At 68.4% G+C, this 23,904-nt stretch carries 23 protein-coding genes and 1 tRNA gene; 7 read left to right on the top strand and 17 right to left on the bottom strand.

Annotation, left to right across the window (positions count from 1 at the left end):
• Window positions 1-116 precede the first annotated feature (116 nt).
• On the top strand, window positions 117-887 hold the full coding sequence (locus tag VNT59_RS21000; RefSeq protein WP_414708432.1) for a hypothetical protein: 771 nt from the start codon (window positions 117-119) through the stop codon (window positions 885-887).
• Between the two features lie 89 nt (window positions 888-976).
• Window positions 977-1,231 carry an acyl-CoA-binding protein gene (locus VNT59_RS21005; protein ID WP_325501780.1) on the top strand — a complete coding sequence of 85 codons (255 nt, stop codon included), beginning with the start codon at window positions 977-979 and terminating at the stop codon, window positions 1,229-1,231.
• Here the strand turns inward: VNT59_RS21005 and VNT59_RS21010 are convergent.
• From VNT59_RS21010 to argE, 5 genes are all read right to left on the bottom strand, one after another.
• Window positions 1,224-2,501 (bottom strand): CaiB/BaiF CoA-transferase family protein, encoded by a 1,278-nt coding sequence (locus VNT59_RS21010; protein ID WP_325501782.1) that lies wholly within the window; start codon window positions 2,499-2,501, stop codon window positions 1,224-1,226. The two genes, VNT59_RS21005 and VNT59_RS21010, sit on opposite strands and share 8 nt — an antisense overlap.
• A gap of 5 nt (window positions 2,502-2,506) precedes the next feature.
• Entirely contained in the window at window positions 2,507-2,872 is a 366-nt protein-coding gene (locus VNT59_RS21015; RefSeq protein WP_325501784.1) for a polyhydroxyalkanoic acid system family protein, read from the bottom strand.
• A 46-nt stretch (window positions 2,873-2,918) separates the two neighbouring features.
• A complete protein-coding gene (locus VNT59_RS21020) occupies window positions 2,919-3,977 on the bottom strand; it encodes an aminopeptidase (RefSeq protein WP_325501916.1) in 1,059 nt (352 codons plus the stop codon).
• 14 nt (window positions 3,978-3,991) lie between these two features.
• Entirely contained in the window at window positions 3,992-6,046 is a 2,055-nt protein-coding gene (locus VNT59_RS21025; protein ID WP_325501786.1) for a molybdopterin oxidoreductase family protein, read from the bottom strand.
• 91 nt (window positions 6,047-6,137) lie between these two features.
• The gene (gene argE / locus VNT59_RS21030) at window positions 6,138-7,313 is read right to left on the bottom strand and encodes an acetylornithine deacetylase (RefSeq protein ID WP_325501788.1); all 1,176 of its coding nucleotides are present in this window, start codon (window positions 7,311-7,313) and stop codon (window positions 6,138-6,140) included.
• Between the two features lie 88 nt (window positions 7,314-7,401).
• Between argE and VNT59_RS21035 the strand changes: the two genes are divergently transcribed.
• Window positions 7,402-8,595: a M20 aminoacylase family protein gene (locus tag VNT59_RS21035; RefSeq protein ID WP_325501790.1), complete on the top strand. Its 1,194-nt coding sequence runs from the start codon at window positions 7,402-7,404 to the stop codon at window positions 8,593-8,595.
• A 7-nt stretch (window positions 8,596-8,602) separates the two neighbouring features.
• Here VNT59_RS21035 and VNT59_RS21040 read toward each other — a convergent pair whose 3' ends face one another.
• Window positions 8,603-9,373 (bottom strand): type III pantothenate kinase, encoded by a 771-nt coding sequence (locus tag VNT59_RS21040; RefSeq protein ID WP_325501792.1) that lies wholly within the window; start codon window positions 9,371-9,373, stop codon window positions 8,603-8,605.
• A gap of 53 nt (window positions 9,374-9,426) precedes the next feature.
• Window positions 9,427-10,068 (bottom strand): helix-turn-helix transcriptional regulator, encoded by a 642-nt coding sequence (locus VNT59_RS21045; RefSeq protein ID WP_325501794.1) that lies wholly within the window; start codon window positions 10,066-10,068, stop codon window positions 9,427-9,429.
• Window positions 10,069-10,255: 187 nt separating this feature from the next.
• Here VNT59_RS21045 and VNT59_RS21050 point away from each other — a divergent pair, with 187 nt between their 5' ends.
• Both VNT59_RS21050 and VNT59_RS21055 read left to right on the top strand, forming a co-directional pair.
• A complete protein-coding gene (locus tag VNT59_RS21050) occupies window positions 10,256-11,497 on the top strand; it encodes a HAMP domain-containing sensor histidine kinase (RefSeq protein WP_325501796.1) in 1,242 nt (413 codons plus the stop codon).
• Between the two features lie 34 nt (window positions 11,498-11,531).
• On the top strand, window positions 11,532-12,509 hold the full coding sequence (locus VNT59_RS21055; RefSeq protein ID WP_325501798.1) for a response regulator: 978 nt from the start codon (window positions 11,532-11,534) through the stop codon (window positions 12,507-12,509).
• Window positions 12,510-12,544: 35 nt separating this feature from the next.
• On the opposite strand, the gene cqsA is transcribed toward VNT59_RS21055, so the two are convergent.
• Window positions 12,545-13,810, bottom strand: a complete 1,266-nt coding sequence (gene cqsA, locus VNT59_RS21060) for an alpha-hydroxyketone-type quorum-sensing autoinducer synthase (protein WP_325501800.1) — start codon at window positions 13,808-13,810, stop codon at window positions 12,545-12,547.
• 134 nt (window positions 13,811-13,944) lie between these two features.
• The gene (gene secA / locus VNT59_RS21065) at window positions 13,945-16,707 is read right to left on the bottom strand and encodes a preprotein translocase subunit SecA (protein ID WP_325501802.1); all 2,763 of its coding nucleotides are present in this window, start codon (window positions 16,705-16,707) and stop codon (window positions 13,945-13,947) included.
• A gap of 245 nt (window positions 16,708-16,952) precedes the next feature.
• Here secA and VNT59_RS21070 point away from each other — a divergent pair, with 245 nt between their 5' ends.
• Entirely contained in the window at window positions 16,953-17,273 is a 321-nt protein-coding gene (locus VNT59_RS21070; protein ID WP_325501804.1) for a DciA family protein, read from the top strand.
• Between the two features lie 32 nt (window positions 17,274-17,305).
• Here VNT59_RS21070 and VNT59_RS21075 read toward each other — a convergent pair.
• The 6 genes from VNT59_RS21075 to petA all read right to left on the bottom strand — a co-directional run bounded on the left by VNT59_RS21075 (window position 17,306) and on the right by petA (window position 21,528).
• Window positions 17,306-17,380: transfer RNA gene (locus VNT59_RS21075), tRNA-Thr, on the bottom strand.
• A 35-nt stretch (window positions 17,381-17,415) separates the two neighbouring features.
• Window positions 17,416-17,925: a ClpXP protease specificity-enhancing factor gene (locus tag VNT59_RS21080; RefSeq protein ID WP_325501806.1), complete on the bottom strand. Its 510-nt coding sequence runs from the start codon at window positions 17,923-17,925 to the stop codon at window positions 17,416-17,418.
• Between the two features lie 22 nt (window positions 17,926-17,947).
• Complete coding sequence (locus tag VNT59_RS21085) at window positions 17,948-18,559, bottom strand: glutathione S-transferase N-terminal domain-containing protein (RefSeq protein WP_325501808.1); 612 nt, start codon at window positions 18,557-18,559, stop codon at window positions 17,948-17,950.
• 96 nt (window positions 18,560-18,655) lie between these two features.
• Window positions 18,656-19,414 (bottom strand): cytochrome c1, encoded by a 759-nt coding sequence (locus tag VNT59_RS21090; protein ID WP_325501810.1) that lies wholly within the window; start codon window positions 19,412-19,414, stop codon window positions 18,656-18,658.
• A gap of 14 nt (window positions 19,415-19,428) precedes the next feature.
• Window positions 19,429-20,874: a cytochrome bc complex cytochrome b subunit gene (locus VNT59_RS21095; protein ID WP_325501812.1), complete on the bottom strand. Its 1,446-nt coding sequence runs from the start codon at window positions 20,872-20,874 to the stop codon at window positions 19,429-19,431.
• A 57-nt stretch (window positions 20,875-20,931) separates the two neighbouring features.
• Window positions 20,932-21,528: a ubiquinol-cytochrome c reductase iron-sulfur subunit gene (gene petA / locus VNT59_RS21100; RefSeq protein WP_325501814.1), complete on the bottom strand. Its 597-nt coding sequence runs from the start codon at window positions 21,526-21,528 to the stop codon at window positions 20,932-20,934.
• Window positions 21,529-21,666: 138 nt separating this feature from the next.
• Between petA and mscL the strand changes: the two genes are divergently transcribed.
• The gene (gene mscL / locus VNT59_RS21105; protein ID WP_325501816.1) at window positions 21,667-22,098 is read left to right on the top strand and encodes a large conductance mechanosensitive channel protein MscL; all 432 of its coding nucleotides are present in this window, start codon (window positions 21,667-21,669) and stop codon (window positions 22,096-22,098) included.
• Here mscL and pdxA read toward each other — a convergent pair.
• Together pdxA and VNT59_RS21115 are read right to left on the bottom strand one after the other, a co-directional pair.
• Window positions 22,095-23,138, bottom strand: a complete 1,044-nt coding sequence (gene pdxA, locus VNT59_RS21110) for a 4-hydroxythreonine-4-phosphate dehydrogenase PdxA (protein ID WP_325501818.1) — start codon at window positions 23,136-23,138, stop codon at window positions 22,095-22,097. The genes mscL and pdxA overlap by 4 nt on opposite strands.
• Window positions 23,135-23,890, bottom strand: a complete 756-nt coding sequence (locus VNT59_RS21115; RefSeq protein WP_325501820.1) for a Nif3-like dinuclear metal center hexameric protein — start codon at window positions 23,888-23,890, stop codon at window positions 23,135-23,137. Before VNT59_RS21115 ends, pdxA begins: the two co-directional genes overlap by 4 nt.
• Window positions 23,891-23,904: the final 14 nt, after the last annotated feature.

The following is a 23,904-nucleotide window of genomic DNA, read 5'->3' on the forward strand; positions in this document are numbered from 1 at the left end:
CTTGAGCTGTCGCTGCATTGCTGCAACGCAGCAGGGGGATCGGCGTCGGGGTCCTACACTGAGCCTCATGAGCGCCGACGCGCCGCTCCGGCCGCATGGCGCGCGAGGAGACCATCATGCAGTGGCTTGAATTTGCGCACCGGGGCGAATACCGCTTCGACGCCGCGGGGCTGCCCGCGCACTGGGAACGGCTGCATGCCGGCGATGCCGAGCCGCTGCCGCACGATCGCGCGGTCCTGCACGCGTGGGCCCTGTTGCACAACGGCGAGTTCCAGCAGGCCGCGGCCGCAGGGCTGGAAGCCGGCGACGCGGGCCTGACGGTCGCGAACAAGGCGACCTGCGTCTACGCGAGCTACCTCGAAAAGCGCGAGGACGTGCGCCTGGAGCTCCTGATGCAGGCCGCCCGGCGGGCGGAAAGCCAGTGCGCCCGTGACCCCCGCAATCCCAATGCCTGGTACCTCCTCGCCTTCGCGCTGGGCCGCTACAGCCAGGGCGTCAGCGTCGCCAAGGCGCTGGCCCAGGGGCTGGGCGGCAAGGTGAAGGAAGCGCTCGAACGCGCCATCCGGCTGCAGCCGCGCCATGCCGACGCGCACCTGGCGCTGGGCGCCTTCCATGCCGAGGTGATCGACAAGGTGGGTTCGCTGATCGCCGGCATGACCTACGGCGCCAAGAAGGAGGTCGGCCTGCGGCTGTTCCAGGACGCGCTTCGCATCAACCCCGGGTCGGCCATCGCCATGATCGAGTGCGCCAACGGGCTGCTGATGCTGGAAGGCGAAGAGCGCATGGAGGATGCGAGCCGCCTGTATGCGCAGGCCGCCGATTGCGCTGCGCTCGACGCGGTCGAGCGCCTGCACGTGGAACTGGCCCGCGCCGAACTGGTGGACTAGGACCGAAGGCTGGCCCGTCGGCCGGTAAGATCGCCCGATCGGGCCGCCGCAAGGTGCATGGCCCGCATCACACAATGCCAGGAGCATCGATGGCCGACCTGAAAGACGAATTCGAAGCCGCCGTCGCCGGTTCGAAGAACCTCACCGAACGCCCGGACAACGCCACCTTGCTGAAGCTCTATGCCTTGTACAAGCAGGCGACCGTGGGCGACAACGCGGAGAAAAAGCCCGGGTTCAGCGACATGGTCGGGCGCGCCAAGTGGGACGCCTGGACCGCGCAGAAAGGCAAGTCGGCCGACGACGCGATGCAGGAGTACATCGACCTGATCGGCTCCCTCAGCTGAGGGGCGGCGTGCCGCCGTTGCCGGCGACGACGCCGCGCTCCTTCAGGGCGGCAATCTGGGCCTCGGTGAGCCCGACCTCGCGCAGCACGGCGTCCGTGTCCTGACCCAGGGCCGGCGCGTTGCGCCGGTGGCTGCCCGGCGTCTCCGACAGCTTGGGCACGAACCCCGGCACGGCCACCCGGCTGCCGTCGGCGAGCGTGATTTCGTCGAGCATGCCGCGGGCGCGGTAGTGCAGGTCGGCGGCGATGTCGGCGATGGTGTAGATGCGTCCCGCCGGCACGGAGGCGGCGTCGAGCGCCGCGAGCACGTCGGTCACGGGCCGCTGGGCGGTCCACCGGTTGATCGCCGCGTCGATTTCGTCGACCCGCAGCACCCGCCCCGCGTTGTCGGCGAGCTGCGGATCGGCCGCCAGGTCGGGCCGGCCGATCACCCCCATCAGGCGCTTGAAGATGCTGTCGCCGTTGCCGGCGATCAGCGCATAGGCACCGTCGCCGCACAGATAGGCGTTGGTCGGCGCGATGCCGGGCAGCGCGCTGCCGCTGGGCTGGCGCACCGCGCCGAACGCGCTGTATTCGGGCAGCAGGCTTTCCATGCAGTTGAACACGGCCTCGTACAGGGCGACATCGATGACCTGTCCGCGGCCGCTGCGATGGCGGTGGTGCAGCGCCAGCAGGATGCCGATCACGCCGTGCAGCGCCGCCAGCGTATCGCCGATGCTCACCCCGACGCGCACCGGCACGTGGCCGGGCTCGGCCGTGAGGTGGCGCAGGCCGCCCATGGCCTCGGCGACCACGCCGAAGCCCGGGCGGTCGCGATAGGGGCCGCTTTGCCCGTAGCCGCTGATGCGCAGCACGATCAGCCGCGGGTTCAGCCGCATGAGGTCCGCCGGCGCGAGGCCCCAGCCTTCGAGCGCGCCGGGCCGGAAGTTCTCGATCAGCACATCGGCCTCGCCGGCCAGCCGCCGGACGATCTCCTGCGCCTGGGGCTGCTTCAGGTCGAGCGCCAGCGAGCGCTTGTTGCGCGACTGCACCTGCCACCACAGCGACGTGCCGTCCTTGAGCAAGCGCCAGCGGCGCAGGGGATCGCCGCCGCCCGCCTGCGGGCGCTGCGGGTCCGGCGGCGTCTCCACCTTGATCACCTCGGCCCCGAAGTCGGCCAGCGTCTTCGCCGCGAAGGGTCCGGCGATCAACTGGCCCAGCTCCAGCACCTTGATTCCGTCAAGGGCGCCCGGTCGTGGCCCGTCCGCGGCCTGGTTCCTGTCTTCTGCCATCGCGCTCAGGCCTCCTTGCCGGCAGCCTTGCGCGCGGCCGCGCGCTTGGCCAGTTCGCTCTCGAACGCCGCCAGCGGCTCCTCGTGCGCCAGCAGCAGGTCGAGGTTCTTGACGATCTCGCTGTGGATGCGGTGCTTGAACGCCGCGAGCAGGAGGCCGAGCTTGGCATCGAGCACGAAACGCTCGGCCGTCACGGCCAGTTCGCCGTGCACGCCGTTGCGCTTGAAGTGCAGCAGGTCGGCGTCCTCGCCCTCCTCGTAGAGGCACTCCATGCCAAGGTGTTCGCGGGCCGTCTCGGCCCATCTGAATGCGAGTTTTCGGGCATCGGCCAGGCCGAGCGCGTGCTCGCGGGTGATGTGGATCTTGGACATGCGTTTTCGGCCCCGGCCCCTGCGAACGCAGCGGGGCATTCGATTTTCAATGGTGTTGCTGCAGCAGCCGGTGGCGTTCATCCTTGGGCAGCGCCGCCAGCTTGCGAACGGCATCATAGAAACGCGCCCAGTCGCGCCCCTCGCGCTCGAACAGCGTCTCGAATCCGGGCACCAGCTCGTCGTAGGCGGCTTGCGCGCCGAATGACGCGTTGTTGGCCTGGGCCACCCACTGGTCGTAGCCGCGCCAGCGCGCCGGATCGCCGCCCCAGCTGGCGCGCAGCGTCGCGTACCGGTCCCGGAAATCCTGCAGCGTCGCCTGTTTCGACTGCTCGCGCTCGCCCTCCGGGACATTCGCATACACGTCTTCCAGCCGCTTGCGCGTGGCCAGGGCAAGTTCGCGGAACTGCCGGCGGCGGCCGTCGTACTGGGCGTACTCCTCGCGCGCCTGCGGCGAAGCCTGCGCGGCCAGCCAGCGCGCGCTCCCCAGCCGTTCCACGGCCGTCGCGAAGGATTCGTTGAACATGGTGTCGTTCTTCACGTACACGATCTGGTGCGCCAGTTCGTGGAAGATCAGCCGCGCCAGCTCGCCCTCCGGGTAGTGGATGAACGTGTTGAGCAAAGGATCGCCGCCGGCCCAGTTCATGAGTCCCAGGGTGGAGTACGCGGGCACCGGGTAGACGCTGGTTTCGAATCCCTCGGCGGCGTGCTTCGCGGCCTCGTCACGCGCCTCGGCCAGATCGTAGTACCCGCGGTAGGTGACGCAGCCCGTCACCGGGAAGCACCAAGTCTTGAGCGTGAGCGAGTAGCGCGGCGCCACCACCACGTTCCAGACCGCCGCCGGCCGGTGCAGGTCCGCATAGCGGTGGTAGCTCGGGTTGTCGGGAAGCTTCAACTCGCTCACGGCGAAGGAGCGGATGCGGCGGCTCAGCGCCAGCCGCGTCTTGAGGCGCTGCGGCGCATTCGCGTCGCCGAGCCAGTCCTCCACCGGCCGCGCGGCCGCCATGAGGCTGAGGTGGCCGGTCGCGGACTGCCAGTAGTAGCCGAGGTTGGAACAGCCGGTCAGGGCGAGCAGCGCCGCGCCCGCGACGATCGCGCCCCCCGCCATGAGCAGCCCGGCCTTCACTCCCGTTCGACTTCGACGACGCAATCGTAGAAGACCGGCCCGCGGCCCAGGTCGGTGAGCCGCTGGCTCGTGAGCTGGTTGACGTTGGTGCCGTCCAGTCCGAGCTTGCGCCACCAGATGCCCAGGCCGTTCACCACGCCGGGACGCGCGCGCTCGCAGACCTCGGCCTTGCAGCGGTACTCGCCGCGGTCGTTGAAGACGCGGACGACGTCGCCGCTGCCGATGCCGCGCACCTGCGCATCCCGCGGGTGGATTTCCAGCAGCGGCTCGCCCTCGATGTCGCGCAGGCTGCGCAGGTTCACGAAGCTGGAGTTGAGGAAGTTGCGCGCCGGCGGCGAGATCATCGACAACGGATAGCGGGTCGAGGAGGCGGCCGGCTCGTGGTTGGCGACGTGGTCGGGCAATCCGTCGAGGCCCTGCCGCGCCAGCCGCTCGCTGAAGAACTCGCACCGGCCCGAGGGCGTCGGGAAGCCGCCCTCGGCAAACGGCGCCTCGGGCAGCCCGAGCGAAGCGTGGCCCCGTTCCAGCAGCAGCTCGAAGTCGACGCGGTCGCCGAAGGCGGCGCGGCACAGCGTCTGGTCGTCGTCGCCGAAGCACGGGTCGGCGAACCCCATGTGCCGCGCCAGCTCGCGGAAGATCTGCGTGTTCGGCCGCGCCTGGCCCACCGGCGCGATGGCCGGCCGGTTCAGCAGGACGTCGGTGTGGCCATAGGACGTGTGCACGTCCCAGTGTTCGAGCTGCGTGGTGGCGGGCAACACGTAGTCCGCGTAGTCCGCCGTGTCGGTGCGGAAATGTTCCAGGACCACCGTGAACAGGTCTTCGCGCGCGAAGCCGGCGACCACCTTGCCCGACTCGGGGGCCACCGCCACCGGATTGCTGTTGTAGACGACCAGGGCCTCGATGGCCGGTCCGAACGCCGGCGAACCGCGCCGCAGCAGGTCGTCGCCGATCGTGACCATGTTGACGGTGCGCGGCGCCCGCCCCGCGAGCAGGTCGGGCCGGCGCAAGGCGGCGCCGTCCACCGGGTAGACGCTCGAACTGGACAGCAGCATTCCGCCGGCCCGGTGCCGCCAGGCGCCGGTCAGCGCCGGCAGGCAGGCGACGGCCCGTACCGCGTTGCCGCCGCCGCGCACGCGCTGCATCCCGTAGTTCAGGCGAATCGCCGCCGGGCTGGTGGTGCCCCAGTCGCGCGCCAGCGAGCGGATCTGCTCCGCCGGCACGCCGCAGACCGCGCTGGCGCGCTCCGGACTCCAGCGCAGGGCCCGTTCGCGCAGCCCCTCCCAGCCGAGCGTGTGCCGCGCCAGGTAGTCGTGATCCAGCCAGTCGTTGACGACCAGCTCGTGCATCATGGCCAGCGCCAGCGCGGCGTCGGTCCCGGGGAGCAAGGCGACGTGTTCGTGGCACTTGTCGGCGGTTTCGCTGCGGCGCGGATCGATGCAGACCAGCTTCGCGCCGCGCCGTTTCGCCTCCTGCGCCAGGCGCCAGAAGTGCAGGTTGCTGCCGATCGAGTTGCTGCCCCAGATCAGGATCAACCTGGACTCGGCGAAGAACTCCACCCGCATGCCGAGCTTGCCGCCGATGGTGTGCAGCAAGCCCTCGGTGCCGGCCGTGGCGCAGATCGTGCGGTCCAGGAACGACGCGCCGAGCCGGTGGAAGAACCGGCTCGCCATCGCCTCGCCCTGCACCAGGCCCATGGTGCCGCAGTAGCTGTACGGCACGATCGCCTGCGGATCGACCGCCGCGATCGCCCGCAGCCGCCGCGCGATATCCGCCAGCGCCTCGTCCCAGCCGACCGGCTCGAACTGGCCGGCTCCCTTGGGCCCGGTGCGCTTCAGCGGCTGCAGCACCCGTTCCGGGTGATAGGTGCGTTCGAGGTAGCGCGAAACCTTGGTGCACAGCACGCCGTCGGTGGGGCGGTGGTCCGGGTTGCCGTGGATGCGAACGGCGACCCCCTTGTCCACCGTGGTCACCAGCGAGCAGGTGTCGGGGCAGTCGTGCGGGCAGGCGCCCTTGACCTGGACGGGGGACGGAACGACGGTGCTGGTGGTCATCGATGACTCGGCTGTGGCGGCGCCAATGGTGGAGGATGGTCGCACGAAACGGAACGCCTGCGGCCGGCGTGGGCTTGCCCGGCCACCGGGCTCAGCCGAGCTCGCGGGTGCCCGCCAGACCGTGCATGAACGCTTCGCAGCGCCCCAGCTGCTCCAGCGTGACGTATTCATCGGGCTGGTGCGCCTGGACGATGCTGCCGGGCCCGCAGACCACCGTGGCGATGCCGGCGTTCTTGAAGATCCCGGCCTCGGTGCCGAACGCCACCTGGGTGGTGCGCGTCTCGCCGGCGAGCCGCTGCGCCAGCCGCGTCACGCTGTCGCCGGGCGCGCCGAGGAAGCTCGGAATCTCGCAGATCGTTTCGAACCTGAAGCCTGCCTCCGGGGCCACCCGCCGCATCGCCGGTTCCAGGGATTGCGCGTGGGCCACCAGTTCCGCCTGCATGGCCCGGGCGTCGGCCGTGGGCAGGTCGCGGAATTCGTAGCGGAATTCCGCGTCGCGCGGCACCACGTTGTCGGCGATGCCGCCGTGGAACTGGCCGACGCTGGCGGTGGAATACGGCACGTCGAAGCCTTCGTAGCGCGGCTCGTCGCGCTCGAAGCCCTCGGCCATGTCGCGCAGCTTGCCGATCACACGGGCCGCCATCTCGATCGCGTTGACCGATTGCGGCGTCAGCGACGAATGGGCTTCCTTGCCGCGCACGCAGCAGCGGTAGCGGTACACCCCCTTGTGCGCGATGGCCGGCACCATGCTGGTGGGCTCGCCGATGATGCAGGCCAGCGGCTCGATGCCGGCGTCGCGCATGTCGGCGATCAGGTGGCGCACGCCGAAGCAGCCCACCTCCTCGTCATAGCTGAACGCGAAGTGGATCGCGAACGGCGGGGCGCTGTGCAGGAACCGCTCGGCATGGGCCACCGCCATGGCGATGAAGCTCTTCATGTCGGCCGAGCCGCGGCCGAACAGCTTGCCGTCCCGCACGACCGGGTCCAGCGGATCGGCGGTCCAGGCCTGACCATCCCAGGGCACCGTGTCGGTGTGGCCCGACAGGATGATGCCGGCCGGCTTGCCCTCGCCCAGCGTGGCGAACAGGTTCGCCTTGGTCTTGTCCGCGTTGAAGGTCAGGCGGCTGGCGACACCCAGTCCGGCCAGTTCGTCGCGGATGAAGTGGATGAGCGCCAGGTTGGAGTTGGCGCTGACGGTGTTCATCCGGATCAAGGTCCGGGCCAGCTCGAGCGCACGGCTGGACGGCGCGGCAATCGTGGAATGCATCCGGGGATTTTCGCGGATATCCGGCCGGACGTCGGCGCGCACGGCGGGCCGGCGCTAGACTCGCGGCTTCCGCGACCGAGATTTGCCCATGAACCTGCTCGATTCCGTTCTGACCCAGGCTGCCGCCATCACGGCGATCCGCCGCGACATTCATGCCCATCCCGAGCTGTGCTTCGAGGAAACGCGCACGGCGGACGTCGTCGCGGCCAAGCTGACCGAATGGGGCATTCCGATTCACCGCGGCCTGGGCACCACCGGCGTGGTGGGGATCATCAAGAACGGCACGGGCTCGCGCGCCGTCGGTCTGCGCGCCGACATGGACGCCCTGCCGATGCAGGAATTCAACACGTTCGGCCACGCCAGCAAGCACGCGGGCAAGATGCACGCCTGCGGCCACGACGGCCATGTGGCGATGCTGCTGGCCGCGGCGCAGCACCTGTCGAAGAACCGCAATTTCGACGGCACGGTCTACGTGATCTTCCAGCCGGCCGAAGAAGGCGGCGGCGGCGCGCGCGAAATGATCAAGGACGGCCTGTTCGAGCAGTTCCCGATGGAAGCCGTGTTCGGCATGCACAACTGGCCGGGCGAGCAGGTCGGCAAGTTCGCCGTGAGCCCGGGGCCGGTCATGGCCTCGACCGCCGAGTTCAAGATCACCATCCGCGGCAAGGGCAGCCATGCCGCGCTGCCGCACAACGGCACGGACCCGGTGCCGATCGCGTGCGCCATGGTGCAGGCGTTCCAGACCATCATCAGCCGCAACATGAAGCCGATCGACGCCGGCGTCATCTCGGTCACCATGATTCACGGCGGCGAGGCGACGAACGTGGTGCCCGACAGCTGCGAACTGCAGGGCACGGTGCGTGCGTTCAAGGAGGACGTGCAGGACCTGATCGAGCGGCGGATGCGTCAGGTCGCCGAGCACGTCTGCGCCGCGCACGATGCGAAGTGCGAGTTCGAATTCCGCCGCAACTACCCGGCGACGGTGAACTCGGCGGCCGAAGCGGAGTTCGCCCGGCAGGTGATGGCTTCGATCGTCGGGCCGGACAACGTGTCGGTCCAGGAGCCGACGATGGGCGCCGAGGACTTCGCGTTCATGCTGCAGGCCAAGCCCGGAGCCTATTGCTTCATCGCCAACGGCGACGGCAGCCACCGCGAGATGGGCCACGGCGCCGGCCCGTGCATGCTGCACAACCCGAGCTACGACTTCAACGACGACCTGATTCCGCTGGGCGCGACCTACTGGGTACGCCTGGCCGAAGCCTGGCTGAATCGCAAGGCCTGACCCGCCCTCAGCGGGCCTGCCGGCCCTGCGCGATCACCAGCAGGCCGTCGAAGATCAGCGTCTCGACGAGTTCGAACGGCATCACGATGTGGGGCGCCATCTTCCAGCCGGCGCCGCCGGTCATGTAGCACACCGGCTCGGCGCCGCAGCGCCGCCACAGGTGCTGCACCATGCGTTCGATGGCGCCTGCGATGGCGTAGGTGCCGCCGCTGGTGAGCGCATCGCTGGTGTTGGTCGGGAATTCGCGCACTTCCCCGGTCGGCACATGCAGCCCGGCCGTGCCCGATTCGAGCGCCCGCAGCATGATGCCGTGGCCCGGCAGGATCAATCCGCCCAGGAACCGCCCGTGCTGGTCCACGGCTTCCACGGTGACCGCCGTGCCGACCATCACCACCACCATCGGCCGGGCCGGACCGCGCGAGAGCATCCGGTGCCGCGCCCCGATCATCGCCACCCAGCGGTCGGCGCCCAGGCGGCTGGGATGGTCGTAGCCATTGATCAATCCGGCTTCGGCGGCGCTGGGCACCACCCAGTGCGCGGGCACCGACCACAGCTCCTCCATCTGTTCCTCGACGCTGCGCCGCACCGGATGCGCCGCCACGCAGCACCCCAGCATGCCTTGCGGCGGCGGCAGCGCCGACCACGCGGTGTCCGCCAGCTTGTGGATGTTGTCCAGGAAATCGACGCCGTGCGCCAGCACCGGCGCGGCCGGACGCGGCGCTTCGAACAGCGACCACTTGAGCCGGGTGTTGCCGATGTCGATTGCCAGGAAAGCCATGGTGCGCCGATGGTAAACCCAGCAGAGGGCGGGGGCCCGGGCGCCGGGGTTTCCTAGATGGCGCCGAGCCAGCAGGCGCGCTGGATGGCCGCCATCTTGTTGTCGACCCTCAGTTTGCCCATCGCATTGGCGAGGTGGTAGTTCACCGTGCGCTCGGTGCAGCCGAGCCGCCCGGCCGTCTCGCGAGCGGTAAGGCCCTGGAAGGCCAGGACCAGGCATTCGCGCTCGCGCGGGCTCAGCGTGCAGCGGGCCTGGGCGATCGCCCGCTTCACGAGCGGCCAGATGTTCATCGCGGACCACACCAGCGAAGCGGCCTCCGCGCGGTCGGTCAGCTCGCGCGGGCTGAACATGAAGCATTCGAACGCCCGGCCCGCGGGCAACGCGAACTCGACCCGCACCACCGTCTGGTAGCCGTGCGCGAGCCACAGCATGCGCCAGCGGCTCGAATTGAGCTGATCCGACTTCGCGATGTGCTGCCATGCCACCAGCGGGGCGTCCGAATCGCGCCACGGGGCGCCGAAGTCGCGGCTTTGCGCCAGCGCCTGCGCCGCGTCGGCCAGCACCGGCGGGTGCACGGCCACCACCTCGCGGTCCTCGCTGCCGCCGAAGGGGTCCGGCCCGAGCACCGCCACCGCCTCCACCGAAAACTCGCGCAGCGCGGTGATCCAGTCGCTGAGCAGCCCATCGAGGCTCACACTGTCAAAGTTAACAGGTACGCCCATGGCGCCATTTCTTCCGGTCTGAGAGGCCTGTGACAATAGCATCATTCGCCGCCGCCGCAGCCTGGGGCGGCCGTCCTGAGAGGGGACCTGTTTGTCTTCGATTCGTACGGTTTACGTCGGTGCCAACGAGGTGCTGCGATCGTGGGCCTCGAACGAGGTGGTGCGTCCACTCGTCGAGCCGATCCTGCATCCGTCGCGCTGGCGCATCCGCGCCCTGGGCCTGACCACCACCTTCGGCCACCCCTTGTTCTACTGGGCCTGGGCCAAGCTGCTGCCGCAGCCGTACGAGAGCCTGTTCCTGCGCATCCTCATGAGCGTGCTGGGGATCAGCCTGCTCGTGTTCCCCGCCATCACCGCGACGCCGCCGCGCAAGGCGGCGGTTGTGGTCTTCACGGCCATCTTCTGGGTCACGCTGCCCTTGTTCTTCTCGTGGATGTACTTCTGCAACTCCGGCAATCAGGTCTGGCTGGCGAGCTTCGGCGCGATGTTCCTGATCTACTACCACGTCACTGACTGGCGCATTGCCACGATCGGCAGCGCCAGCGGCGTGCTGGTGGCGTGGCTCGCGTTCGAGGCGTTCGGCCCGGCGACGCCGGCCTGGTCCTTCGTCCATGTGGCGTCCAACACCTTGGTGCTCGCCTTCTGCTGGATCATGGGTGTGATTCTCGCGATCTCTTCATCCAACCTGCGGCGCGAGCAGCTCAATTACACGCTGGCGACCATGGGCATCATGGCGCACGAGCTGCGCACGCCGCTGGCGACCGTCTCGCTGATCGGCGACGCCGTGCGCAACGAGGCCCCCCACTGCGGACCCGAGGGCGCCGCAGCGCTGGAGAAGCTGGCCGGACGGCTGTACGCCACCGTGCGCAACATGAATCACCAGATCGACACCCAGATCGCCAATGCCCGGCTGACCCGCCTCCCGGCGCACCACGACACGGTGAGCGCGGCCGAGCTGGTGCGCGAAGCGGTGGCCGGCTACCCGTACCGCACGACTCGCGAGCGCGAGTGCGTGGCCGTGGAGGTGCAGCAGGACTTCCAGTTCCGCGGCTCCCGCGCGCTGTTCCTGCAGGTGGTCGACAACCTGGTGAAGAACGCGCTGCGCTCGCTCGCAGCGGCGGAGCACGCGAGCCGGCCCGGCGACCTGCGCCTGGAAGTGCGCACCAGCGGCGGGCGCGGCCAGATCGTCGTGCAGGATCGCGGCGTGGGCATGGACACGCGGTTGAAGGCGCTGATCTTCACGCCCTTCTTTTCCACCGACCGCGGCACCGGCCACGGCCTCGGGCTGGCCTTCTGCCAGCGCGTCGTGGAAAGCGCCGACGGCAGCATCCATGTCCAGTCGGAGTTGACGCAGGGCGCCCGGTTCACGATCGAGCTGCCGGTCCTGGGGGCCGGGACATGAACGCCTCACCCTCCACTCACACCCGCCGACCATCATGAGTTTTTCGCTCTTCCACCGACCGGGCACCGTGGTGTTCCTCGACGACGATCCGGACTATCTCGAGATGCTCGCGATGGTGCTGCCGCGGCACTGGCACGTGAAGCTCTTCATGCGCCCGGTGCAGTGCATCAACTACCTGCAGCAGGAGCCGCCGTTCTGGGAAGCCGATGCCTGGCACCAGCAGCAGCTGATCGACAACTGGCGCGAAGGCAAGCCGCTGATCCCGCAGCTGCTCTCGTACTGGTCGACCTACACCGAGCGCTACGCGCTCACCCGGGTGTGCGTCTTCGACTACTCGATGCCGGGCATGGACGGCCTGGAAGCGCTGGGGGAGCTCGTCGACTGGCCGGGCTCGCGGGTGCTGCTGACGGGCCAGGCCGACGAGCAGGTGGCGGTGCGCGCGTTCAACCGCGGCCTGATCGAGCAGTTCATCGCCAAGCAGTCGTCCGACATCTCGCGCCAGCTGATCGACGCGGTGGAGCATCTGCTGGCCACGCCCAACGCGCGCCATTCGCAGACCTGGCGGGTGACGCTGGGGCCCGAGCAGAGCGCGCTGCTGCGCCTGCCCTCGGTCGGACGCGACCTGTCGACGTTCGCGGCCAAGCAATGGGTTGAGCATGTCGTCATCGGCGACCCGTTCGGCATCCTGGGCATGGACGCGGCCGGCCGCGTGAGCTGGCTGCAGCTCGAGACCGCCGAGGGCCTCAAGGCGCTGGCCGAGCTCGCCGAACTGGAAGGCCTGGCGCCGTCGAAGCTCGATGACATCCGGCACGGCCGGTTGCTCGCGGACCTCGAATTGCGGCAATCGCTGGGCCAAGGGGGTGCGCCCGACCTGGCGAAGGCGTTTGCGCTCGGCCAGGAACGGGTCCTGGTCGGCGCCCTGTTTCCGGTGAACTCACCGCTGTGCCCCGATCCCGGCAACAGCTACAACAGCTGGCTCGCGCGGCAGAAGCGGCGGCACGTGCAGGACTGATGCCGTGGCGCCCGAGGTCCTCCCCGCGACCGCGGCTACGCGGCGTCGTTGCCTCGCGCCAGGCGGCGGGCGATCGGCCACTCCCACGGCTTGACGCTGGGTGCGATCTCCTTGGCCACCGCCGCGACGTGGTCCATCTCGGCATCGGTCAGCGCCGCGTTCAGGGTGAGGCGGACCATGGCGCGATTGCGGCTGGTCGCCGGAGCGCAGAACACCGCGCCGAAGACGCCGCGGGCCTCCAGCGCGTCGCGCAGCACCAGCGTGTCGGCCTCGGCGCCGGCTTCGAGCGAGATGATCTGCTCGGTCCCCTGGTGGATCGGGTAGCCGTGTTCGACGAAGGCGCTGCGAACCCGCGCGGTGTTCGCGCGCAACTGGCGCCGCGCATTGTCGCTTTCCTTGATCACCTCGAAGGTGGCCGCCAGGCCCGCCACCTCGTGCGGCAGCAGGCACGAACTGAAGATGCTGGGATGGCTGTGGCACATGAGGTAGTCGCGCAGCTCGGTCGGCATCGTGAAGAAGCCGGCCCGTCCGGCGAAGGCCTTCGCCAGGCTGGCGCTGATGAAGTGCACGCGGTCGGTCAGGCCCAGTTCGGCGCACAGGCCCTTGCCGCCGGGACCGTGGGTGCCCAGCGAGTGCGACTCGTCGACCAGGATCATGCAGTCATGCTGTTCAGCCACCTCGACGATCTCGTGCAGCCGGGCGACCGCGCCGGTGGTGCTGTAGACGGAGTCGACGACGACGACGCCCGGACCGTGGCGGGTCGCCATCTTGGCCAGGTGGGCCGGGTCGTTGTGGCGGAAGGCATACGACGGCGCACCGGCCGCCTTGGCCCCTTCCCACAGCGACATGTGGGCCAGTCCGTCGAGATACACCGGCGTCTGCGGGTCGGCGATCACCTGCAGCAGGCCGAGATTGGCGGTGTAGCCGGACTGGCACAGCAGGCCCTCCTCCTTGCCCACCCACGCCGCCAGCACGCTCTGGAACTGGGACGCGGCACTGCCGTCGTGCTGGAACACGCCGGACTGGACGATGAATTCCTGGCCTTGCCGCAGCGAATCCAGCTGGGCCTGGACGATCCTGGGGTTGCCCGTGACGGCCAGGTAGTCGTTGCCGTCGAGCCGGACGGCGTCGGAGCCCGGCACCTTGCCGTGGGTGACGAACTTGCCGCCCCATTCGTCTTCCCACCGTGACTTGAAGTCACGGTCGATGCGCGCGCGCAGTTTGGTGGAGAGGGCCGGGCCCGGGCGGCGGGCGACTGCGGGGGTGGTGGCGGTGGTGGTGCGGTCGATGACTTCTTGCATGGAAAACTCCTCGAGAGTTCCGCATTGAAGAAGTTCTTGGGCCGCAGCCCGACCGAACCCCTGTCAGATCTGACAGGGTTTGTTACACTTTGTTTCCAAACGTTGTCGGCGCCGGCCCGCCGGTGGCCCCGCGTTCAGGCCAGCTTGCCGTGGCAGTGCTTGTATTTTTTCCCGCTGCCGCAGGGGCAGGGATCGTTGCGGCCGACGTGCCGGACCGGCGCCGCCTGCGGCGTTTGTTGCCGGGCTGTGTTTTCGTCCAGCTTGCTTTCGACCTCGCCGGTCTCGGTCGGCGCGGTGTAAGTGACGTTGGAGATCCGCTCGGCGCGGCTTTCCATGTCCTCCGCCGCCTGCTCCAGCTGCTCGCTCGATTGCACGGTGACCGTCATCAGGACGCGGCTGACCTCGTTCTTCACCGAGTCGAGCAGCTGCCCGAACAGTTCGAAGGCCTCGCGCTTGTACTCCTGCTTCGGCTGCTTCTGCGCGTAACCGCGCAGGTGGATCCCCTGCCGCAGATAGTCGAGCGCGGACAGATGCTCGCGCCAGTGGGTGTCGATGCTCTGCAGCAGCACCACGCGTTCGAACTGTGTGAAGTTTTCCTCCCCGACCTGCTGCACCTTGGCAGCGAACGCGTCGTTGGCGGCCGCCAGCACCCGCTCGAGGATGTCCTCGTCGGTGATGCTGCTGGCCGCCTGGACATGCTGCTGCAAGTCGAGCTGGATGCCCCATTCCTTGGCCAGCACCTGCTCGAGGCCGGCGACGTCCCACTGCTCCTCGACCGATTCGGCCGGCACGTACTGGTGCACCAGATCCGTGAAGCAGCCCTCGCGCAGCGACGCGATCTGCGCCGACAGGTCCTTCGCGTCCAGGATGTCGTTGCGCTGCTGGTAGATCACCTTGCGCTGGTCGTTGGCGACGTCGTCGTACTCCAGCAGCTGCTTGCGGATGTCGAAGTTGCGGGCCTCGACCTTGCGTTGCGCGCTTTCGATGCTGCGCGTGACGATGCCGGCCTCGATGGCTTCGCCGTCGGGCATCTTCAGGCGCTCCATGATCGCCTTGACGCGGTCGCCGGCGAAGATGCGCATCAGCGGATCGTCCAGGCTCAGGTAGAAGCGCGACGAGCCGGGATCGCCCTGGCGGCCGGATCGGCCACGCAGCTGGTTGTCGATGCGGCGCGACTCGTGGCGTTCGGTCGCGATGATCCGCAAGCCGCCCTGGCCGACGACGAACTCGTGGTCCTTCTGCCACTGCGCGCGCAGCTGCGCGATCTTTTCCTGTTTCGCGGCCGCATCGAGGGTCTCGTCCGCCTCGACGGCTTCCACTGCCTTTTCCACGTTGCCGCCGAGCACGATGTCCGTGCCGCGGCCGGCCATGTTGGTCGCGATCGTGATCATCTTGGGCCGGCCGGCCTGCGCCACGATCTCGGCTTCGCGCGCGTGCTGCTTGGCGTTGAGCACCTGGTGCGGCAGGTCCTCCTTCTTCAGCAGCTCGTCGATGATCTCGGAGTTCTCGATCGAGGTCGTGCCCACCAGCACCGGCTGGCCGCGCCCGTAGCACTCGCGGATGTCCTTGATCGCCGCCTCGTATTTCTCGCGCGTGGTCTTGTAGACGCGGTCGAGCTGGTCGTCGCGGCGGCTCGGCTTGTTGGGCGGGACCACCACGGTCTCGAGCCCGTAGATCTCCTGGAACTCGTAGGCTTCGGTGTCGGCGGTGCCGGTCATGCCGGCCAGGCGCGTGTAGAGGCGGAAATAGTTCTGGAACGTGATCGAGGCCAGGGTCTGGTTCTCGGCCTGGATCTGCACGCGTTCCTTGGCCTCGACGGCCTGGTGCAGGCCGTCGCTCCAGCGCCGGCCCGACATCAGGCGGCCGGTGAACTCGTCGACGATGACCACCTCGCCTTCCTGGACGACGTAGTGCTGGTCGCGGTGGTACAGGTGGTTGGCCCGCAGCGCCGCATACAGGTGGTGCATCAGCGTGATGTTCGCCGGGTCGTACAGCGACGCGCCTTCGGGAATCAGGCCGTGACTGGCGAGGATGCGCTCGGCGTTCTCGTGGCCCTGCTCGGTGAGGAACACCTGGTGCGTCTTCTCGTCGAGCGTGAAGTCGCCGGGCTTGGTGACGCCCTCGCCGGTGCGCGGATCGGCCTCGCCTTCCTGCTTGGTGAGGAACGGCACGAGGCCGTTGATGGCGATGTACAGGTCGGTGTGGTCCTCGGCCTGGCCGCTGATGATCAAGGGGGTGCGCGCCTCGTCGATCAGGATCGAGTCCACCTCGTCGACGATCGCGTAGTTCAGGTGCCGCTGCACGCGGTCCCCCGACTCGTACACCATGTTGTCGCGCAGATAATCGAAGCCGAACTCGTTGTTCGTGCCGTACGTGATGTCGGCGTTGTAGGCCGCCTGCTTTTCCTCGCGCGACATGTTCGGCAGGTTCACCCCCACGGTGAGGCCGAGGTAGCCGTACAGCTTGCCCATCCACAGGGCGTCGCGGTTGGCGAGGTAGTCGTTGACGGTCACCACGTGCACGCCCTTGCCCGTCAACGCGTTCAGGTACACCGCGAGCGTGGCCGTCAGCGTCTTGCCCTCGCCAGTGCGCATTTCGGCGATCTTGCCTTCGTGCAGCGCCATGCCGCCGAGCAGCTGCACGTCGAAGTGCCGCATCTTCATGACGCGCTTGGAGCCTTCGCGCACGACGGCGAACGCCTCGGGCAGCAGATCGTCGAGCGTGGTGCCGGCAGCGACCCGCTCCTTGAACTCCTGCGTCTTCGCGCGCAGTTGCTCGTCGTCGAGTTGCTCGAATTGCGCCTCGAGCGCGTTGATGCGATCGGCCTTCTTCCGGTATTGCTTGAGCAAGCGGTCGTTGCGCGAACCGAAAATCTGGGTCAGGAAGTTCTTGGCCATGAACGCGGTGCTGCCCTGCCGGGGCCGGGGCGGCCGGCAGGACAGCGCAATCCTTTGATGATCAGGATGAAATAGGGCTGCGCCGGCCCAATAGCAATGGCTGGCCGCAGCGGCAAAACCACCGATTTTACCTGGGGGCCGCCTGGGCGCGTGCGGCGCGGCGCGCTGGCGCGCGTCCAGGCCAGTGGGCGACTTCCGCGCCGCAAGCCGGGCATCCCCGATAATGAAATGCACACCGATCCCAGATGCCGCCCTCGCCCCAACGCCGCCCGCACCCCGTCACACTGCAGCAGGCCGCGGAGGAATCGCCGACGCTGGCCCGACTGGCGCAGCTGGCCCGCGAATCCGCCGAGCAGCTCAAGGCGGTCGAGTCGTTGATCCCGGCGGCGCTGCGCTCCGCCGTGCAGGCCGGGCCGATCGAGGAGAACTCCTGGTGCCTGCTGGTGGACGGCAACGCCGCGGCCGCGAAACTGAGGCAGCTGCTGCCCGCGCTTCTCAACCGCCTGCGCGAACGCGGGTCGCAGGTCACCGCCATCCGATTGAAGGTCCAGATCGCGCGAAGGTAGGCGGCCGCTGCCGGTTCCCCTGGCGGGGACAGTGGTGCCGATTGTCGGATTCGAACTGACGACCTACCGCTTACAAGGCGGTTGCTCTACCCCTGAGCTAAATCGGCGGGACCTGAATTCTAGGGCGCGACCCGGGCCAGGGTCACTTGACGCGCTTGAGCGCCGGCCGCGGCCCGCTGGGCGGACGGGGCGGCTCGGTCTCGGGGCCGGTGTTGGAAGCGGGCGGCTCCGGCGTGACCAGTTGGACGACGCGCGGTTCGTCGTCGCTGCCGGCGCCGGCCGCCGGCACGCTGGACAGCGGCGAAGGCTTTTCCTCGCCGGCCGCCGCCGGCACCGCCACCGGGAACGCCATGCCCTGGCCGTTCTCGCGGGCGTAGATCGCGATCACCCGGCTGACCGGGACCATGATTTCGCGGGCCGTGCCGGCGAAGCGCGCCTTGAACTCGATGAAGTCGTTGCCGAGCTTGAGCGAACTGGTCGCGTCGAAGCTGATGTTCAGCACGATCTCGCCGTTCTTGACGTACTCGCGCGGCACCTGCACGGTGTCGTCGACCAGCACCGCGATGTACGGCGTCAGGCCGTTGTCCGTGCACCAGTCGTAGAGGGCACGGATCAGGTAGGGACGGGTGGACGTCGATTCCAGGGCGTTCATCGGGCAGGCGCGGCCGCCATCCTCACTTGCGCATGACCTTTTCGGACGGGGTCAATGCCTCGATGTAGGCCGGACGCGAAAAGATGCGCTCGGCGTACTTCAGCAGGGGCGCCGCATTCTTCGACAGCTCGATGCCATAGTAGTCCAGGCGCCAGAGCAGCGGCGCAATCGCGACGTCCAGCATCGAGAAATTATCGCCCAGCATGTACTTGTTCTTGAGGAACACGGGCGCGAGTTGCGTCAGGCGGTCGCGGATGTGCGAGCGGGCCTTTTCCAGCGCCTTCTCGTTGCTCTTGGCCAGACGCGACTCGAGCGTGCTCACGTGCACGAACAGTTCCTTCTCGAAATTGAGCAGGAACAGGCGCACCCGCGCACGGTCCACCGGATCGCCGGGCATCAGCTGGGGATGCGGGAAGCGCTCGTCGATGTACTCGTTGATGATGTTCGACTCGTACAGGATCAGGTCGCGCTCGACCAGGATCGGCACCTGCCCGTACGGGTTCATCACATTGATGTCTTCGGGCTTGTTGTAGAGGTCGACGTCGCGGATTTCGAAGTCCATCCCCTTTTCGAACAGGACGAAGCGGCAGCGGTGGGAGAAAGGACAGGTGGTTCCCGAGTACAGCACCATCATGATGGAAGCTCCTTCAAATCAAAAAGAGTGGACGCGGGTCGCGGCCACTCCAGCGGGCAGATCGCGCGGCCGGTTCGTGGCCGGCCGCGTCGCCACTTAGGTTATGTCTTTCCAGTAGGCGGCATTGAGCCGCCATGCGATCACCGTGAAGCCGACGAGGAACAACAGCACCCAGACGCCGACCCGCAGCCGCGAGTTCTGGGCGGGCTCGCCCATCCACTGCAGATAGGCGACCAGGTCGCCCATCGCTTCGTCGTACTGGCGCGGCGTCATCGTGCCCGGGCTCAGCTGCTTCCAGCCGCTGAACACCCTGGTTTCGTGGCCGTGCTCGTTGCGGGTCTCGAACACCGGCTCGCGCTCGCCCTGCAGTTCCCACAGCACGTGCGGCATGCCGACATTGGGGAACGTCAGGTTGTTCCACCCCGTCGGCTTGGTCGGGTCGCGGTAGAACGTGCGCATGTAGGTGTAGAGGTAGTCCGCACCCGTGCCGCCGTGGCCCGCGCGCGAGCGGGCGATCAGCGTCAGGTCGGGCGGCGTGCCGCCGAACCAATCCTTCGCTTCCTTCGGATTGATCGTCGCCTTCATCGTGTCGCCGACCTTGTCGGTCGCGAACAGCAGGTTGTCCTTGATCTGCTGCTCGGACAGGCCGATGTCGCGCAGCCGGTTGTAGCGCATGAACGCCGCCGAGTGGCAGCTCAGGCAGTAGTTGACGAACAGCTTCGCACCGTTTTGCAGGGCCGGCAGGTCGTTCACCTTGGCCGGCGCCCGATCCCAGGCGATGCTTTCGCCGCCGGAGGCATGCGCGGCGCCCGCGATACCCGCGGCCATCAGCAACGAGAGGATGAGTTTCTTCATTCTTGTGTCCACCCCTAGTGCGCGGCAAACGTGATGCGCTGCGGCAAGGGCTTGAATTCGCCCAGCCGGCTCCACCAGGGCATCAGCAGGAAAAAGCCGAAATAGAACAGCGTGCCGACCTGCGACACCCGCTCGCCGATGGGCGACGGCGGCTGCGTGCCAAGGTACGCCAGCACCAGGAAGTCGATCACGAAGACCCCGAGCATCAGCTTGTGCCAGCCCGGACGGTAGCGGATCGACTTCACCGGGCTGTGGTCCAGCCACGGCAGGAAGAACAGGATCAGCACCGAGCCGATCATCACCACCACGCCCCAGAACTTCGCGTCGATGCCTTCCAGGAAGCGCACGTGGGTGAAGGCGAAGGCATTGAACATCCAAAGGAACGCGACCATCAGCACGATCAGCAGGCCCTTGGTCATCGACGAGGCGCGGGTCTTGAGCAGCACGTAGCCGACGCTGAGGACGAGGATCAGCGACAGCGCGTACATCATCTCGGTGGTGATCGCCCGCAGCATCGAATAGAAGGGCGTGAAATACCACACCGGCGCGATGTGCGCGGGGGTCTTCAGCGGGTCGGCCGGGATGAAGTTGTTGTACTCGAGGAAGTAGCCGCCGAACTCGGGCGCGAAGAACACGATCGCCGTGAACACCAGCAGGAACACGGACACGCCCAGGACGTCGTGGACCGAGTAGTACGGATGGAAGGGGATGCCGTCCACCGGATGGCCGTTGGCATCGAGCTGCGCGCCCGGCCCCTTGATCTCGATGCCGTCCGGGTTGTTCGAGCCGACGTCGTGCAGCGCGAAGATGTGCGCGACGACCAGGCCCAGCAGCACCAGCGGCACGGCGATGACGTGGAAGCTGAAGAAGCGGTTCAGCGTGGCGTCGCTCACGACGTAGTCGCCGCGGATCAGGAGCGCGAGGTCCGGGCCGACGAACGGAATCGCGGAGAACAGGTTCACGATCACCTGGGCGCCCCAGTAGGACATCTGGCCCCACGGCAGCAGGTAGCCCATGAACGCCTCGGCCATCAGCACCAGGAAGATGGCGCAGCCGAAGATCCAGACCAGCTCCCGCGGCTTGCGGTGGCTGCCGTAGATCAGCCCGCGGAACATGTGCAGGTAGACGACGATGAAGAACGCCGACGCGCCGGTGGAGTGCATGTAGCGGATCAGCCAGCCCCAGGGGACGTCGCGCATGATGTACTCGACCGACGCGAACGCCACGCTGGCGTCGGGCTTGTAGTTCATCGTCAGGAAGATCCCGGTGACGATCTGGATCACCAGCACCAGCAGCGCCAGCGAGCCGAAGAAGTACCAGAAGTTGAAGTTCTTCGGCGCGTAGTACTCGGACATGTGCGTCCGGTAGGCCGCCCCCGCGGTGGGGAAACGGTTGTTCCACCAGTTCGCGAGCTTGTCCGTCGCGCTGGCATTCGGTGAGATTTCCTTGAATTCAGCCATGTCGTCCCTCTGATCAGTTGCACCGGCCGCCGCGCAGGGCGCGCCGCTGCAAGGTCATCATCCTTTCTTGTCTTCGCCGATCACCAGCCGGCTGTCCGAGAGGTACATGTGCTGCGGCACCTCGAGGTTGTCGGGCGCGGGTTTGTTCTTGAACACCCGGCCCGCCAGGTCGAAGGTGGAGCCGTGGCACGGGCACAGGAAGCCGCCTTGCCAGTCGTCCGGCAGCGAAGGCTGCGCCCCCTTCTGGAAGCGGTCCGAGGGCGAGCAGCCCAGGTGCGTGCAGATGCCGACGGCGACCAGCACCTCGGGCTTGATCGAGCGGTGCTGGTTGCGGGCGTACTCGGGCGTCGGGTAGGCGGCACGCTCGGACTTCGGGTCGGCGACTTCGCCGTCCGTCTTCTGCAGCGTGGCCAGCATTTCGGGCGTGCGCTTCAGGATCCAGACCGGCTTGCCGCGCCACTCGACGGTGATCTTCTCGCCCGGCTGCAGGGCCGAGATGTCGACTTCGACGGGGGCGCCAGCGGCCTTCGCGCGCTCGGACGGCTGGAAGCTGCTGACGAACGGAACGGCGGTGAAGGCTGCGCCCGCGGCGCCGGCGCAAGTGGAGGCGATCAGCCACGTCCGCTTGCTGGCGTCGGTTGGGGTGTCACTCATGGGGCTCCTCGAGGTGGGGCTTGATTTGGGTCAACCCGCGATTCTAGCTGACGGTTTCCGGGCGCCTGCCGCGCGGCTGCTCGGCATCCGTGCGCGAATGCCCGATACTCCACCCGGCCAACAACACAGGAGCGTGCGATGGGAATGATGCGTGAGTTCCGCGAGTTCGCGATCAAGGGCAACGTGATCGACCTGGCGGTCGGGGTGATCATCGGCGCGGCCTTCGGCAAGATCGTCGAATCGGTGGTCGGCGACCTGATCATGCCCGTGGTGGCGGCGCTGATCGGCCGGATCGACTTCTCGAACCTCTTCGTCGTGCTCGGGCCGGTACCGGCCGGCACCGCCATGACCCTCGATGCGCTCAAGAAGGCCGGCGTGCCGGTGCTGGCCTACGGCAACTTCCTGACCATCGCCGTGAACTTCCTGATCCTCGCGTTCATCATCTTCCTGATGGTCAAGCAGATCAACCGGCTCAAGCGCGAGGCGACCCCCGCCGAGAAGGCGCCGCCGGCGCCGGCCGAGGAAGTGGTGCTGCTGCGCGAGATCCGCGACAGCCTGCGCCGCCCCTAACCGGCCAGCTGGCGCGCCATGCGGATCGCCGCGAGCAGGCTCGCGGGGTCGGCGCGCCCGGTGCCGGCGAGGTCGAAGGCCGTGCCGTGGTCCGGACTCGTGCGCACCAGCGGCAAGCCGAGCGTCACGTTGACGCCCTGCTCGACGCCCAGGTACTTCACCGGAATCAGCCCCTGGTCGTGGTACATCGCAACCACGACGTCGAATTCCCCCGGGTGCTGCGCCACGTTGCGAGCACGCATGAAGATCGTGTCGGGCGGCAACGGCCCGCTGGCGAGCATGCCGGCTTTGCACGCGGCTTGCACCGCCGGGGCAATCACCTCGACTTCCTCTCGCCCCATCAATCCGCCCTCGCCGGCGTGCGGGTTGAGCCCGGCCACGCCGATGCGCGGGGCGCGGCCGAGCGCGCGTGACAGCGCCTCGTGGGCAATGCGCACCGTCTGCAGCACGTTGTCGAAGGTGACGGCCGCGATCGCCGCGCGCAACGCGACGTGAATGCTGACCAGCACCGTGCGCAGTTCGTCGTTGGCCAGCATCATCCGGACGGGCATGCGCTCGACGGGACAGCCGACATGGGCGGCGGCCTCGGCCTGCAGCAGTTCGGTGTGCCCCGGAAAGCGCACCCCCGCCGCGGCGAGCGCCTGCTTGTGCAACGGCGCCGTGACCACGCCCGCAAGCTCGCCGCGCAGCGCGGCGCGAGCCGACCAGACGACGCAGTCGGCCGCGGCGCGCCCGGCTGCCGCGCTCACCGCGCCCCAGGCCGGCGGCTCCAGCGCGGGGGTGGCCTGCAGCAACGGAATGCAGCGCGCGGGCACGCGCCATGCGTCGGCCGACGTTTCGATCTCGGCCACCGGCAGGTCCACGCCGTGCGGGCCGCGGATCGCCGCGGCGGCGCGCCGCATCACCGCGAGGTCGCCCGCGACGAAACAGCCTTGCGCCGCCTGGGGCTGGTCGCGAAAGACCTTGGCGATGATTTCGGGGCCGATGCCGGCCGGATCGCCCATGCTGATGGCCAGCGGCGGTGGCAAGGCGTGCGTCATGCCGGATTGTCGATCTCGATGAACTGGTGTTCGATGCCGAGCTGCGCCGCCACATGGCCGGCCACCGCCGGCGCGCCGAAACGCTCGCTCGCGTGGTGGCCGCAGGCCAGGAAGGCGACGCCGCACTCGCTGGCGTAATGGGCTTGGGGCTCGGAGATTTCGCCCGTGATGAACGCGTCGGCGCCGGCGGCGATGGCGGCCTCGAAATAGCCTTGGGCGCCACCGGTGCACCAGGCAATGCGGCGCAGTGGCCGGTCGTCGCCGCCCACCAACAGCACGTCACGGCCGAGCGCACGCCGCACGTGGCCGGCGAATTCAACCCCGGTCCAGTCGGGGCCGTCCAGCCGTCGGCCGATGAAGCCGAGGTCCTGCTGGCCGAAGCGGCCGCTCGCCGCAAGCCCCAGCGTTCGTCCGAACTGCGCGTTGTTGCCAAGCTCGGCATGGGCGTCGAGCGGCAGGTGGTAGGCGAACACGTTGATGTCGTGTCGCAGCAGCAGCGCGAGGCGCTGCTTCATCCAGCCGGTGACGCGGCCATCCTGGCCGCGCCAGAACAGCCCGTGGTGCACGAAGACCGCGTCGGCGTGGGCTGCAATGGCCGCCTCGATGAAGGCACGGCTGGCGGTGACGCCCGAGACGATCCGCCGCACCTCCTGGCAGCCCTCCACCTGCAGCCCGTTGGGTGCGTAGTCGCTGAACCGCTCCGGCTGGAGCAGGGTGTCGAAGGCGTGGAGGAGCTCTTGCGCGGTGGCCATCGGTGACATCGGGT

Origin of the sequence: Ramlibacter sp. (assembly GCF_035554825.1) — a bacterium.
In the GTDB taxonomy this organism is placed as follows: Bacteria; Pseudomonadota; Gammaproteobacteria; order Burkholderiales; family Burkholderiaceae_C; genus Ramlibacter.

Coding starts and splice junctions, on each gene's coding strand:
- VNT59_RS21000 (WP_414708432.1), top strand. CDS start 117: ATGCAGTGGCTTGAATTTGCGCACCGGGGCGAATACCGCTTCGACGCC.
- VNT59_RS21005 (WP_325501780.1), top strand. CDS start 977: ATGGCCGACCTGAAAGACGAATTCGAAGCCGCCGTCGCCGGTTCGAAG.
- VNT59_RS21010 (WP_325501782.1), bottom strand. CDS start 2,501: ATGGCAGAAGACAGGAACCAGGCCGCGGACGGGCCACGACCGGGCGCC.
- VNT59_RS21015 (WP_325501784.1), bottom strand. CDS start 2,872: ATGTCCAAGATCCACATCACCCGCGAGCACGCGCTCGGCCTGGCCGAT.
- VNT59_RS21020 (WP_325501916.1), bottom strand. CDS start 3,977: ATGGCGGGGGGCGCGATCGTCGCGGGCGCGGCGCTGCTCGCCCTGACC.
- VNT59_RS21025 (WP_325501786.1), bottom strand. CDS start 6,046: ATGACCACCAGCACCGTCGTTCCGTCCCCCGTCCAGGTCAAGGGCGCC.
- argE (WP_325501788.1), bottom strand. CDS start 7,313: ATGCATTCCACGATTGCCGCGCCGTCCAGCCGTGCGCTCGAGCTGGCC.
- VNT59_RS21035 (WP_325501790.1), top strand. CDS start 7,402: ATGAACCTGCTCGATTCCGTTCTGACCCAGGCTGCCGCCATCACGGCG.
- VNT59_RS21040 (WP_325501792.1), bottom strand. CDS start 9,373: ATGGCTTTCCTGGCAATCGACATCGGCAACACCCGGCTCAAGTGGTCG.
- VNT59_RS21055 (WP_325501798.1), top strand. CDS start 11,532: ATGAGTTTTTCGCTCTTCCACCGACCGGGCACCGTGGTGTTCCTCGAC.
- cqsA (WP_325501800.1), bottom strand. CDS start 13,810: ATGCAAGAAGTCATCGACCGCACCACCACCGCCACCACCCCCGCAGTC.
- secA (WP_325501802.1), bottom strand. CDS start 16,707: ATGGCCAAGAACTTCCTGACCCAGATTTTCGGTTCGCGCAACGACCGC.
- VNT59_RS21070 (WP_325501804.1), top strand. CDS start 16,953: ATGCCGCCCTCGCCCCAACGCCGCCCGCACCCCGTCACACTGCAGCAG.
- VNT59_RS21080 (WP_325501806.1), bottom strand. CDS start 17,925: ATGAACGCCCTGGAATCGACGTCCACCCGTCCCTACCTGATCCGTGCC.
- VNT59_RS21085 (WP_325501808.1), bottom strand. CDS start 18,559: ATGATGGTGCTGTACTCGGGAACCACCTGTCCTTTCTCCCACCGCTGC.
- VNT59_RS21090 (WP_325501810.1), bottom strand. CDS start 19,414: ATGAAGAAACTCATCCTCTCGTTGCTGATGGCCGCGGGTATCGCGGGC.
- VNT59_RS21095 (WP_325501812.1), bottom strand. CDS start 20,874: ATGGCTGAATTCAAGGAAATCTCACCGAATGCCAGCGCGACGGACAAG.
- petA (WP_325501814.1), bottom strand. CDS start 21,528: ATGAGTGACACCCCAACCGACGCCAGCAAGCGGACGTGGCTGATCGCC.
- mscL (WP_325501816.1), top strand. CDS start 21,667: ATGGGAATGATGCGTGAGTTCCGCGAGTTCGCGATCAAGGGCAACGTG.
- pdxA (WP_325501818.1), bottom strand. CDS start 23,138: ATGACGCACGCCTTGCCACCGCCGCTGGCCATCAGCATGGGCGATCCG.
- VNT59_RS21115 (WP_325501820.1), bottom strand. CDS start 23,890: ATGGCCACCGCGCAAGAGCTCCTCCACGCCTTCGACACCCTGCTCCAG.